Source organism: Gracilibacillus kekensis, from assembly GCF_900143085.1.
Classification (GTDB): Bacteria; Bacillota; Bacilli; order Bacillales; family Amphibacillaceae; genus Gracilibacillus; species Gracilibacillus kekensis.
Genome location: NZ_FRCZ01000001.1, coordinates 780,733 through 794,675, shown reverse-complemented (window position 1 = coordinate 794,675; position 13,943 = coordinate 780,733). Strand labels below are relative to the sequence as shown.

Genomic DNA, 13,943 nt, shown 5'->3' with positions numbered 1-13,943 from the left:
ATTAATTAATATATTTAAAGGGGAGATAATATAATGAACGTAAAAAAAGTATTAGACGCAAAGGGATTAGCATGTCCAATGCCAATCGTAAAAACAAAAAAAGAAATGGAAACCATTGAATCAGGAGAGATTTTGGAAATCCATGCTACGGATAAAGGAGCAAAAAGTGACTTAACTGCATGGGCAAAATCAGGTGGTCACGAATTATTGCAAGATTCAGAAGAAGACGGCGTACTAAAATTTTGGGTGCAAAAAGGATAACATGTGATAATACGGTACGGCTCAAGCACTGAAATATTATGAAATTAGCAAAATCCAAACGGCAAATCGAACCAATTCATTCGGTCCGTTTGGATTTTGCATACATAGAAACAAAATGTTCAAAATTTGTTCATGAACATGGACGAAGAGTAATATATAATGATAGAAGGAGGGATGACATGCCACAAGCCTTTATGTTAGGTTCGCTCGTTATTAAAACAGAGCTTATCATGATCATTGCAAGTTTTGTGATCGGGTGTATTTTATTCTATTTTCTTTCGCCTTTCGATAAAAAACAAACAAGACAACTGTTAGATACTGCTTCGAATATTCTTTTTACACTAATTATTTCATTGTGGATTGGAAAAGTATTATGGAACATAGATGTGTTTTTGAGTGATCCGATGGCAGTTTTAACGTATCCCAGTAATACCATGGCATTGTATCTTGCCCTCATTCTGACGATTGGATATAGTTGGTGGAAATGGATACGTACGTTTCGTAGTTATCAAGGCCATTTGTATGTATTAATCACGATATTTTTACTAGCCAGTTTTCTACACAGTTTTATGGAGCAAATCTTCTTTCAGACAAGTTGGCAATATTTAGTAGGGTTATTGATCCTTCTTAGTTACCTAATTGCGTGCAGTGGTAAGAAAGCTCCTGGTGTTTTAGCGAATACCATGTTAATTGGTTGGGGACTCTTGCAAATGATCATCAATGCTCCAGTTTTTCAATTTGCACCAAGCCTTATCTTTTACATACTGATTGTTGTGCTAGGTATACTGCAGAAATATTTGCATTACAGTAATGGAGGTCGACAGTTTTGAAAAAATGGATCATCGCAATTCTATTAATAGCCATGATGGCATATGCTGTTATCGATTTTTTGATCGGTAATCAAGAATCAGAGAACGAAGAGGTAGGTCTGGATATAGGTAATGTCGCTCCTGATTTTGAATTGCAAACACTAACTGGTGATACGGTATTGCTATCTGATTTTCGTGGCCAACCGGTAATGCTCAATTTTTGGGCGACATGGTGTCCACCTTGTCGGGCGGAAATGCCAGATATGCAACAATTTCACGAAAACACAGACATCACTATCCTGGCAATTAATCTTACTACTACAGAAGCAACTGAAAAAGATGTTCCCGACTTCGTGGAAGAATTTGGTCTCGAATTCGCTATACCGATGGATCGAGAAAATAAAGTGGCTGACCTCTATCAAATCCGGCCTATCCCAACATCCTATCTGATTGATAGAGACGGTGTAATTCAATTTTACACATTTGGTCCACTTAATTATGAACAGATGATGTTAGAATATAATAAACTACAATAACTTCAAACACATTGATACGCAATAACAGAAAAATTCGAAATAACTGTAGTGATAATTTTGACATGACGTACGTGTCTGGGATCCGCTTCGGCTTGGCCACTCCCCTTTCACCACGGGCACAAGTGCAACATCTACTCAAGCAGAGCTTTCGTAGTGTTTTCTATGCCATGGGGTTTTTCCTTCAGCTAACTTTTCCAAGCAAAAATCGCTTGAAAAAGTGGATCTTCAGGAAAAACGAGTCCCGTAGGAGTTGGAGTGGCCGCCTATGCTCAATGAAATTCTACAATTTTTGCAAATGCTAATATTTTGGATTGATACTACAAATAATTAGCATAAAAGAAAGTGATTAAAGCAAAAATGCATTCTATTGCTTAAGTTGTAGAGTTATAAAAAAGCGGACAAGCCGGAGCGGTTGTTGCGCAGTTCTAAAATTTCATAATTACCACCAGAGTTATGTCTCATTATCCTTCTGAGTATGAAATTCTTGTGTTTTAGCCTCTTTTGGTTGCTTGGTGCTGTGATAAAAATACGCACTCATAGCGGCTGTGATCGGGATTACTAATGCGATCCCTGTATTGGCCATTAAGATCGCAATCAATTCATCACTGAACACTTTTGCATTTACCATCTCTCCAAGGCTATAATCGAAATCCTTTAGCCAAATTAATAATCCTAAATAACCACCGAAAAAGGCGAAAAACAACGTGTTGGTACTTGTCCCTAAAATATCTCGTCCAATCGACATGCCAGACTTAAATAGATCCTTTCTGCTGATCGTCGTATTTTGCTGGTGAATTTCTTGCATGGGTGAACTAATTGCAATAGCAGTATCTAAAATTGCGCCAATCGTACTCATAATAATAACGGATATTGTAATTTCGACAAAATCAAGTCCAATCGCTAGTGAAAAAAGATACAAGCCATCTGCTTCTTCTGGACCAAATCCTTGTATCATCGAACGATCTGTAATGATCACAATGAATAACAGTAAGAGGATGGTAGTGACAATCGTAGAGAAGAAAGCCATCACCATTTTACGGTTAACCTCATGGATAAAAAAGAGTGTAATCATACTGATGATGATACTGGCTATTAACGTCAATAGCACTGGACTTGCATTCGGGTCATTCATTATTAATATCGTCACTAATAGTACTCCAAAATTAAGGAATAGAGCTATAAATGTTTTTACCCCTTTTTTTCCTCCAATGAGTGCCATCAGAATAAATAAGATTAGCGATAATAAAATTAATGCATTCATGACAATACCCTCTTTCTTTTACTCACAACGTAATCGTTCATAATTCCTGGTTTTTAGAGTCTCTCTTGATAAAGAATAACGTAATGTAGATCGCGATTGGGATGGTCAAGACGATCCCTATACCACCTGCCAAGGCTCGGGCTAATTCGATGGAGAGATTAATTGTTAAGGTAAAGCCTAATGGTGAGTCATTCTTTAAATATAAGAGCATCATCGGAATCGATCCACTCACATAGGCGAAAAAAATGATATTTGTCATCGTTCCCATAATATCTTTACCAATCTCAAGACCTGATTGTCTCAACTTTTTTACTGAGATTTGCTTGTTTTTCTCATATAATTCAAATAAAGAGGAGGACATTGTGATCGCAACATCCATTACCGCACCTAATGCCCCAATTAACAATCCAGCCATAAATATAAGCTGAGGGTTACGGGTACTAAGAGACATTTCTTCATAGCGCAAACCTTGTTCCCCTGTTATATCTAATGCAAAGTAGGCAATTATCAACGAACTTAAAGTCCCTACTAGCGTCGCGATCATGGCAGCATATGTTTTCTGATTTCTTCCGTTTACTATTAAAAGGGATAGAATCGTAAAAAGAACAACGCTTATCCCTGAGATCCATAACAAGCTGATATCTGAGTTGTGCATGTAAATATCTAAGGCAAGCGATAGTATGAGTGCATTGACTGCCAAACTGACAAAGGATAGTACCCCTTGCTTTTTGCCAACAGCAATTAAGACTAAAAGAAACATCCATAAAACGAAAACCACGTAAATATCCCTTTTTACATCCAGTATTTCCCCTGTCTGATTTTCTGAGTCCACAGAAACAAAAAACTCGTCACCAACTTCAAAGTGGTGATCAATTGCTTGAGACTCTGTGTAGTGATTGTTAATCGACAATAAGGATCCTTTGTGATCACCATTTAATATTTCAGCCTTTAACTCTTGTGTTACTTCTATATCGCTATTGTCGTGTTGATCGATCGTTTCTGTTCGCTCTAGCTCTGTAGTCTCTACTACTTTAGCAATCGGGCGATCATAAAAACTGTGATTATTCTGAACAAAAACGAGAGATGCTGTAAAGCAAATTATTAGTAAAAGCGAATAGATGATATGTTTTTTTGTTATTTTTTCTTTCCATCTGTTCAATTCAGATCACTCCGTGGCGTCTTAAGGTACGCAATAATTATGCTATTCATGGTATCATAATAGTAGAAAATATGAATGTATGCTAGTTGAAAGGGTGAAAAATGTGGCAACACCATTAAAAGAAATGTATACTCTAGCATTTTTTGAAGATCTATCGTTAAAAATACAACAAGTATATCCAGCCTTTAATAATGAGCGTTTTATCGATCTTATCTATTCAAAAGACTGGGATCAGCTCGAATTAAAACAGCGAATTCGACATATCACAGAAACTTTAGGAAAGCTGTTACCAGATAAATATGAAGAGGCGATTTTGATCCTGGAGGATATAGCCCCAAGCTGTAGTGGATTTCCATATTTATTTTTCCCTGATTTTGTCGAACGATTTGGACAAGAGAATTGGGAATTATCAATGCAAGCTTTAGAAATTTTTACGAAGTACAGCAGCTCAGAATTTGCTGTTCGTCCTTTTATCATCAAAGATACAGACAAAATGATGAAGCAAATGTATCAATGGTCACGACATGAAAATGAGCATGTTCGCAGATTGGCCAGTGAAGGCTGCAGACCGAAGCTTCCTTGGGCGCAACCTTTAAGGGAATTTCAAAAGGATCCCTCACCGATTCTTCCGATATTAGAAGAGCTGAAAGAAGATCCCTCGCGATATGTACAGAAAAGCGTAGCCAATAATCTCAATGATATTTCAAAAACTCACCCAGCCATCATTATGGAATGGCTTCAACAGAAAAAAGCGAAACATTCAATAACAGACTGGATTTTACGACATGCAAGCAGAACCCTTCTCAAAAAAGGGAATAAGGACGCTTTACGATTATTCGGCTACCAACAACCGACCTCTATCACTGTTCGTTCTTTAGAACTTAGCCGAGATACGTTAACAATTGGAGATACACTTCATTTTTCATTCTATTTAGAGAATCGTTCACCAGATTCGCTGTTATTGCGTGTCGAATATGCGATTGATTACCAAAAAGCAAATGGCAAAGTGAGTCGTAAAAAATTTCATTTATCGGACAAGCATTATGCTAACGGCAGTCATCTCTTAAAATGTAAGCAAAGCTTTGCTGATCTATCTACTCGAAAGCATTATAGTGGTCAGCATAAATTGATTATTTATGTGAATGGGGAGGAAATCGAGCAGAAAACATTTATTTTGCAAGGTTAATAATGAGATGTTGTCCATCGGTTATAATAACTGATCAAATTTAGAAAAAATAAAGGCGATTTTTCTAAATAGTAATTCAAAACATCTTCTCACTTTCATAATAAATTAAAAGTTAATTAAACATTCAGATATATGCCGTTCTGAACAGTTCATAAAATGGAAATAAAAGGGCTTAATAAGAGACTTTTGAACCTTTTGTTATTTAATTACTCATATGTATATTGACTTACATGTGTATCATTAGTAAGATTATAGTCATGTAATCAGAAGCGAATAAATACGGGATACTAAGTCATTTGTACCCCGTTTGGCAAACTTATCGAAAGGTAAGGGCGCAAAACCACAGGTCTAAAACATTGAAAAATGTTATGACGGCTGGGCTGCTATGAAGAAGTATGGAAGCATTCTAAGTTGTTATAAGCTTAGAGTGCTTTTTTATGTTTTAGAAAGTATACTAACTCAACTAGAAAAACCTCCTAGATAAATCAGAGAAAAAGGAGCTTGTATTTTGTATGGAATTTTTCCGAGTACTGAAGAAGGTTTTGGTCTTATTATTAGTTTTTATTATCATTTTTACAAGTCTACCGATTTACCCAAACAATATGCAAAGTCAGGCAACAGCTAATGTCGATAATGAGCTTGCTGATTTGATGAATCCAAATTCTATCATGGATTTTATGCCTCGCACAGAGCAAGACCCTATATCAACACCGAATCCGATGGAAAATATTCAACCACCAATGCCTGCTGCGGTGGATGGAAACATGGCACCGACAACTGCACCACAACAAAGAGGGTCAACCGCTCCCACAGATAAGCTATCTTATCCTATTGAAAATCCAGTTGATGTTATGTCAGGGTTTGTAAAGCTGGATAGTACCGATCTATCCTTACCAGGGATCGGCATGGATTATTTAATTGAACGAACCTACCTAGCAGATGATGACAGCATCGGTGAGTTAGGTCAAGGATGGCACATTAATATGGACTCAAGACTGGAAATGTATGCAGGTTATGACCTAGGTGAGAGTAGGTTAGATGGCAGTGTTCATACATACGCTTTCGTCATGGAGGATGAGGATGCCTATGTGACAAGCTATGACGATGATCCAATGATTAATTATGAGTTAGATAAAGGCTATTATGAAAAGTCAGAAAAAGATATGTCAATTGAACGTGTCAATCAGCAGGAATATGTGGTAACACATGCTGATGGTACGAAAATGACTTACCATGGTTATTATGCTGCATGGCGTGATGAACAAGACGCTAAAGCAGGAAAGATGATTCAATATCAAGATCGTTATGGGAATAACTTCCGTTATGAGTATGATAATCAAGGAAGAGTATCGACTATTACAGATACTACTGGTCGTACTATCACGATTGATTGGAATAACCAAGTCATTAATCAAATAAAAGATCCATTTGGCCGCACCGTTGATTATACATATGATACGCAAGGAAGATTAGAGAAAGTGAAACAAGCGGATGGTCGTATCATTCAATATGGATATGATTCAGCGGATCGCATTACTAGTGTAACAAAAGATCAAAAAACATTTGAATTTTCATATAATACAGAAAACCAAGTAACGAGTGTTCAGTTATTTGGTGAAACTTATTTCAACTTGTCTTACTCTAATGGAAAAACGACGGTCACAGATATCAGTGATGAAGTCTGGGTATATGAACACCAAGATGGTAACATACATAAAACTCAAAATCCGCTAGGCGCAGTTACCAATTACAACTATGATACTGATGGCAATTTGAAAAAAATTCAATCAGAACAAGGGACGATCAGCTATTCGTATGATGAAAACGGTAATCAAACAGAGCAAGTAAATTTAGGTGGAGGAAAAACCGTTTATGAATATCATGAAAAGTGGCAACTACCTACCAAAATAACAGATCCTCTCGGTGGAGAAACAATCTTTGAATATGATACGCAAGGAAATCTGATTAAACGAATAGATGCAACAGGCATTTCCATGACCTTTAAATATGATAAAAAAGGTTTGATGACGAAATTAATTGATGAAGAGGACAACGTAACCGAGTTGGTATATAACGATCAAGGGTTAACAGAAGAAGTAATAGATCCTTCCCAACATAAAACAAGCTATACTTATAATGATTTTGGACGTGTCACACAGGAGAAGCGTCCTAATGGTACAACCGTGGCCTTTACGTATAATGCTCAAGGAAAAATATTGACGGAGGATGCAGGAAATGGTGTAAAAACAAGCTATACGTATCATGCGAATGGACAGGTGGAAACTATTACAGATCCTGTAGGCCGTACTACCACTTATTTTTATAATTCAAAAGGACAGATAGAAAAGATAGAAGGTCCGTCAGGCACAACGGCTTATACGTATAATAAGTTAGGTTATATAAAAACAATTACCAATCCGCAAGATGAAACTACTGTGTTTACGAGAGACGAGCTTGGTCGAGTAATTCAAGTAGAGGCGCCAATGGAGACCATTGTATACAGTCATGGTCCATTTGGGGTGAAAAATGTTGAAATCAAAGCTGGCACTAGTGAAAAACGTTTTGAATATACGTATGATAAACGAGGGAATATTCAGGAAATAACCGATCAGTATGACCGTACGATGTCCTATACGTATGATGGATTAGGTAATCGCACAAAGTCTATTGATCCGTTTGGCCGCACCAACTATTGGCAATATGATGCGGCAGGACGTCAGAAGGAATGGACCGATCCTAATGGTAATAAAACAGAGTATGTGTATAATACTGTCGGATTATTGGAAGAAACCCATCATCCAAAGGGAACGATAACGTCTTATACATATGATGCGAATCAGAATCTCATTGAAAAGAAATTACCAGATGGAGCAGTAGAAAACTATACGTATGATAAAGCTGGTTGGCTGAAAAGTAAGATAAATGGTGTTGGAGAAACCACTTCCTTTACCTACGATGGTCAAGGAAGAATGACAGAATTGACGGATCCGAATGGTGATGTGACAAGCTATACCTATGACAATGCAGGGCGTTTAATCGAAGAAAAAAACCCTTTAGGAGGAGTCACCACTTATGCCTATGATCCACAAAATCGTATAAAAGAACAAACAGATCCAATTGATCGAACGGTCTCTTTTACCTATGATGACTTTAATCGTTTAACGAAAATGGTCGATAAAGGAAATCGGACACATCAATGGCAGTACAATCAAGAAAATAATCAAGTGACGTATGTACGACCAGACTCTAAGAAGACCATTTATCAATATGATGAAGATAACCAGTTAACATCGATTACTAACCCAAAAGCACACGTCACTTCATTTTCTTACGATGAACGTGGTAGATTAGTAGAAAAAGAGAACCCATTAGGCGATACATACGAATGGAGTTATAATGAGCAGGATTTAATGGTTAAAGAAATGGATGAAGAAGGGAATGCCACTTCCTATACCTATGATGCTCTCGGTAGAGTAGAAACGATTAAGAATGCTCTTGGTTTAACGGAATCTTATCGTTATGACCAATTCGGTCAATTAAAGGAGATCGAGAACCACCGCGGTGCTATCACTTCCTATACGTATGATGCACTAGGTAGACAAACCTCTGTGACTGATGCTAAAGGTAATACAACGTCAAGTGACTACGATGCAGCAGGTCGACTTGTGAAAGTGGTAGACGCACTAGGACAAACAACAAAGTATCAATATACTCCGAATGGAAACGTAAGTAAGGTGACAGACCCTTCAAACGGTGAGTGGATCTTAGCTTATAATGCTCTCGGACGTATGACAGAACAGACAGATCCGAATGGAAATACAACCAGCTATCAATATGATAAAGTAGGAAGAAAGATATCACAAACAGATGCCATGGGATATGCTTATCAATGGGAGTATAATCCATTAGATCAAGTAGTAAAAGAAACGAATCCAAAAGGACATGAAACAACGTATGCTTATTCTGACTTAGGTGAAGTGGAATCTATCACAGATGCTTTAGGGAATCAAATAGAATATCAATATGATTCCTTAGGTCAACCTGTAGAGGTGACAAATGCAGAAGGAGCTACGACTTCATATGCGTATGATGAATTAAGTCGGATCATTAAGATAACGGATGCCCTTGGTCAAAAGGAATCTTTTGCTTATGATGCATTAGGTAATGTGGTTAAGCATACTGATGTCCTAGGAAATACAGAATTTTTTACTTATGATCCATTAAATCGTTTAATAAGTGAAACTAATTTCCGTGATCAGACAACGACCTATAGTTTTGAGGAAAAGAACGGAACTGCTACTATCACCAATAGTTTAGGCGATCAAACCTCTATTCAATATGACTTGTTAGATCAAGAAAAACAAGTAACGGATGCTGATGGCCAAACAACATCTTATCAATACGATGGGTTAGGACGTACGATTTCGGAGACTGATCCACTTGGTAATGCGTATCAGTATGAGTACGATGCCATGGACAATAGGACGGCTGTGATCAATCGGAATAATCAAAAGACAAGCTACGAATATGATGGAGTAGGTAATGTAACCAAAGAAATAAACCCACTTGGACAAGAGACTAGTTATGAATATGATGATAATTATCGTCTAACCATGGTGACAGATGCGAGAGGTGGAGAGATACACTATGCGTACGATGCGCTTGGTAACCCAGTATTAGAAAAAGATGCAGAGGGTGGAGAGTGGCAGTATGAATATGATGAACTAAGTCGCATAACTAAAGTTTTAAACCCAAATGGCAATACTCAATCTTATCGATATAATTCCCAAGGGCAAATATTGAAAGAAGTCGATCCAATTGGGTTTGAAACTTCTTATGAATATGATGCATTAGGGAGGATGACAGAACAATCTACACAAGATGGACGAACTTGGCATTATCAATATAATGCTAAAGGGTGGCTTACCGATAGCACAGATCCATTGGATGAGGAAACCTCCTATAAGTATGATCCGAATGGGAATCTAATACAGGAAAAAGATGCTCTTGGTCATAAGAAGCAATATAAATATGATGCTGTAGATCAATTGGTTGAATATATAGATGCCGATGATTATAAAACATCATGGGATTATGATGCTTCCGGTAATATTATAAAAGAGACCGATTCATTAGGTTATACAACCAATTACGAATATGATGCACTATCTCGTTTGATAAAAGAGGAGATGCCGAGTGGTTCTGAATGGAATTATGCCTATGATGCGGAAGGAAACATGTTATCTCAAACCAATCCATTAGGTCATTCAACAGAATATGAATATGATGCGTTGAATCAGATAGTCAGTGTAGCTGACCCGTTAGAAGGTAAGACCTCTTATCAATACGATCCTACTGGAAATATAACCAAAACAACGGATGCAAATGGTAATACGAGAAAGTGGAGCTACGACTTGAACAATCGTGTTACACAAGAGGTAAACGGATTAAGTAATGTGCACAACTATCAATATGATAAGGCAGGCCAGCTTACGGAAGAAACGAATCGTAATGGACAATCAATCGAGTATGCTTATACGAAGCGAGGGCAAGTTAGTGAGAAAAATATCGACGGACTCAACCAGACGTATAGCTACGACAAAGCAGGCCGACTTGTATCGATGGAATCTCCTGATTCGAAGGATACTTTTGAATATGATGCCCTAGACCGTTTGACTGTCCAACGAAATGATACTATTGATAAAGAGTTATCATTTTCTTACGATGCAGTAGGCAATATACTAGAGATGACAAACAGTGAGGATCGCACTATTTCTTATCAGTATAATAAACGGAACCTTATGTCGGAAATGATGGATCCCGATGAAAATACAAGTACGTTTCAATATGATGGATTAGGACGTATAGAGGAGCAACACTTAGCTAATGGAAACGCGATTTCACAATCCTATACACCAGATGGTCATTTAGAAACAATAAAGAATCAAGGGGATAATGGTGTTATCTCATCCTTTACGTATAGTTATGATGATGCTGGTAATCGAGTAAAGCTAATCGAAGAGGATGGAGCCATCACAAATTATTCGTATGATGCATTGAATCGATTGACAGAAGTGCAATATCCTGTTGATAAGATAGAAGAGGTAAAGGAAGAGCCTAACTTTCCAGAGAACCGAAAGCATCACCGTAATGAAGAAGAGGAAAATACCGAAGAAGCTGTAAATAATTTAAGTGAAGATACAAAAGAAAAAGAGCAATCATTGGCCGAAACAACTAGTTCTTCTAATGATGCTGACGTTGTCCAAGATACGGATGTAGAGACCAGCGAATTAGAAGTTAACACTTCAGCTGAAGGTGTTGATAAAGCAACAGGAGAGAATTCTCACGGAGGACAGAGTAAAACAGAAAATGATCAGAACATAGAGGATAAGCAAGGTTTCTTCCAAAAAATTGGTCAAGCCATAGCTAACTTCTTTAAAGGTATCTGGAACGGAATCAAAGACATATGGTCAGGGTTTATCAATTGGTTTAGTTCGATTAGCCTCGAAGCGGCAGAAAATGAAGAAGAGACATCCGACAGTGGATTTAACGAACCAAAATATTTAATGGATCCAGCCAGGAAAATAAGCTATACCTATGACGCTGTTGGGAACCGCCTAACGGAAACAGTGGATGGCGACAACATTTCCTACACGTATAATGAAAACAATCAGCTATTACAGGCAGGGGCAACCGAATTTGAGTATGACAAGAATGGAAATCTGATTAAAGAAGTAAAAGAAGAGGAAGAAACCACATATACGTATGATGCAACTAATCGTTTAAGGTCTGTCTTATTTGGCGATGAAAGTTATGTTACCTATGGCTATGATGCTTTAGACCGTAAAGTAACCCGAGAAAGTGGTATGTGGCGATCATTAGATGACCCATTAGGAAACCAGCATCCAGGCAAAAAAATTGGTTTAGAGAAAAAAGCATACCCTGGACAAGGAAAAGGAAATAAGTCCAATAAAAATCCAGGCAAGGGCAAGGGACCAAAATGGGATGAGCACCCAGGTCAAGGAAATGCATGGGGATTGCATAAACAACGTAATGGAAGACAGAAGATGGAAGTCGTGGATAGTCACTACTTGTATCAAGGAATGACAACAGGTATCCATAAAGAATATAGTCAAACGGGCTCTCCTTATGGAGAATATTATGTGGGACCAAATGAAAGAATCGTCTCTCAAAAAATGTTTGGTTATCACGGTCGAAGCATCCCAGGTCATGATCCAAGTATGAAGACCACAGGTGGTATGATGTACCATCAATATGACGGGATGTCCACAGTGAGCGAATTAACGGATCGTCATGGAGACATTATTGAGCGCTACCGCTATGATGCCTTCGGTGGTATCACGGCAGGAATTACTGCTCCGTATAATGTAAGTAGTTATACCGGACATCAATTCGACCAAGATGCCGGTCTTATCGATATGCAAGCACGCTTTTATGATGCATCCGTTGGTCGATTCCTCCAAGAGGATACGTATCAAGGTACAATCGATCAGCCTTTATCTCAAAACCGTTATGCATATGTGATGAACAATCCGATGAAGTATTGGGATCCAACAGGAAGAACGGCAGAAATCATTAAACATGAAGGAGATATTCCACAGGAAGTGTTAAATCATGATGCATCGTTTGTGGAGGAAAGAATCTATAATCGTCATGACGAAGGTTGGGAGTATCATTATCAAAACCATGAATCGAACTCATGGACAGAAAATTATGTTGAAGAAACGACGAACAAAGAAAAAATCATTACATGGGATGAAGTAAAGGCCGAAACATGGTATTATAAGGCCGAGCATATTTGGACAGATGCTCCGAATGGTGAGCGTTTTGAGTGGAATCACCCTGAAGAGTACGCTGAATATCACGAGTACTATCAGCAAACTCGAACAGGAAATCAAACGATTATTACTGCCGAAGACATGATGGAGGCTAATTTTGAGAAAATCCTAGCGGAAAGTGGTACGTTACCGGGTGAACGAAGGACATTGTTCACGGAGACTACTACTTCGCATAAAAGCTACATGCGAGAAGTGACCAAGCCAGGCGCAATGCAGACACAGGATGTCGTTGGTTCTATACGAGCGGGTTATGGTCATCACGCCATCCCAACCGTTTCGCAACCATCGATACCATCGAAGAATACCAAGGATTCCTCTTCCTCTCTGTTTGGTAAAATGACGTCATGGGTGAAAGAAAAGGTACAAAAAGTCCAGGTCAGTGATATTATTCATGGATCACTAGATGCAGCAGGACTGGTTCCGGGAATCGGTATCATTGCGGACTCAGCGAATGCCTTGTATTATGCGGTAGAGGGAGATTATAAAAATGCAGGGTTATCCGCATTAGCAGCTGTTCCTGTTATAGGATACGTGGGTAACGGGATAAAATACGGATCGAAAGTAGCGGATATCAGTAAGACCACAAGGAGTAAGGGTAATTATGGTAGGTCAGGTAAACAAAGTAGACTTAAAGAGATTGCGAATGATGATAAAGTATCTACTGCTTTAAGAGGTGAAATAAAGCGTGATATAAATGAAATAAAACTAGGAAAAAGAAAAAATATAAGAGTTCCACAAGGATATAATTTGGCACATAGACGTGGTTATGAAGCAAGAAAAGGTTATGGATATGAATACAGTGATCTTCAAACTATAAGAAGTCATAGAACCCAGCATAAACATGATGGCTATGGAAAGAGGAAAAAATAGAG

7 protein-coding genes and 1 riboswitch are annotated in these 13,943 nt (G+C 38.0%); of the genes, 5 read left to right on the top strand and 2 right to left on the bottom strand.

Annotated features, from left to right (window positions below):
- Positions 1-33: 33 nt before the first annotated feature.
- The 3 genes from BUC25_RS03690 (at position 34) to BUC25_RS03680 (ending at position 1,606) form a co-directional block, all read left to right on the top strand.
- The gene (locus BUC25_RS03690; protein ID WP_073199751.1) at positions 34-261 is read left to right on the top strand and encodes a sulfurtransferase TusA family protein; all 228 of its coding nucleotides are present in this window, start codon (positions 34-36) and stop codon (positions 259-261) included.
- 179 nt (positions 262-440) lie between these two features.
- Complete coding sequence (locus BUC25_RS03685) at positions 441-1,091, top strand: hypothetical protein (RefSeq protein WP_073199749.1); 651 nt, start codon at positions 441-443, stop codon at positions 1,089-1,091.
- On the top strand, positions 1,088-1,606 hold the full coding sequence (locus BUC25_RS03680; protein ID WP_073199747.1) for a peroxiredoxin family protein: 519 nt from the start codon (positions 1,088-1,090) through the stop codon (positions 1,604-1,606). The genes BUC25_RS03685 and BUC25_RS03680 overlap by 4 nt, the downstream gene beginning before the upstream one ends.
- A 451-nt stretch (positions 1,607-2,057) precedes the next feature.
- Here BUC25_RS03680 and BUC25_RS03675 read toward each other — a convergent pair whose 3' ends face one another.
- Complete coding sequence (locus BUC25_RS03675; protein ID WP_073199745.1) at positions 2,058-2,867, bottom strand: YibE/F family protein; 810 nt, start codon at positions 2,865-2,867, stop codon at positions 2,058-2,060.
- Between the two features lie 37 nt (positions 2,868-2,904).
- Complete coding sequence (locus BUC25_RS03670; protein ID WP_073199743.1) at positions 2,905-4,026, bottom strand: YibE/F family protein; 1,122 nt, start codon at positions 4,024-4,026, stop codon at positions 2,905-2,907.
- Between the two features lie 103 nt (positions 4,027-4,129).
- On the opposite strand from BUC25_RS03670, the gene BUC25_RS03665 reads away from it, so the two are divergent.
- The gene (locus BUC25_RS03665) at positions 4,130-5,212 is read left to right on the top strand and encodes a DNA alkylation repair protein (RefSeq protein WP_084543347.1); all 1,083 of its coding nucleotides are present in this window, start codon (positions 4,130-4,132) and stop codon (positions 5,210-5,212) included.
- A gap of 299 nt (positions 5,213-5,511) precedes the next feature.
- Positions 5,512-5,600: riboswitch (cyclic di-GMP riboswitch) on the top strand.
- A 124-nt stretch (positions 5,601-5,724) separates the two neighbouring features.
- The gene (locus BUC25_RS19110; RefSeq protein WP_073199740.1) at positions 5,725-13,941 is read left to right on the top strand and encodes a polymorphic toxin type 8 domain-containing protein; all 8,217 of its coding nucleotides are present in this window, start codon (positions 5,725-5,727) and stop codon (positions 13,939-13,941) included.
- Positions 13,942-13,943 lie beyond the last annotated feature (2 nt).

What these genes read in the sequence shown, in the direction of transcription:
- BUC25_RS03675 (WP_073199745.1), bottom strand. Translation starts at nt 2,867, where the DNA reads ATGAATGCATTAATTTTATTATCGCTAATCTTATTTATTCTGATGGCA.
- BUC25_RS03690 (WP_073199751.1), top strand. Translation starts at nt 34, where the DNA reads ATGAACGTAAAAAAAGTATTAGACGCAAAGGGATTAGCATGTCCAATG.
- BUC25_RS03685 (WP_073199749.1), top strand. Translation starts at nt 441, where the DNA reads ATGCCACAAGCCTTTATGTTAGGTTCGCTCGTTATTAAAACAGAGCTT.
- BUC25_RS19110 (WP_073199740.1), top strand. Translation starts at nt 5,725, where the DNA reads ATGGAATTTTTCCGAGTACTGAAGAAGGTTTTGGTCTTATTATTAGTT.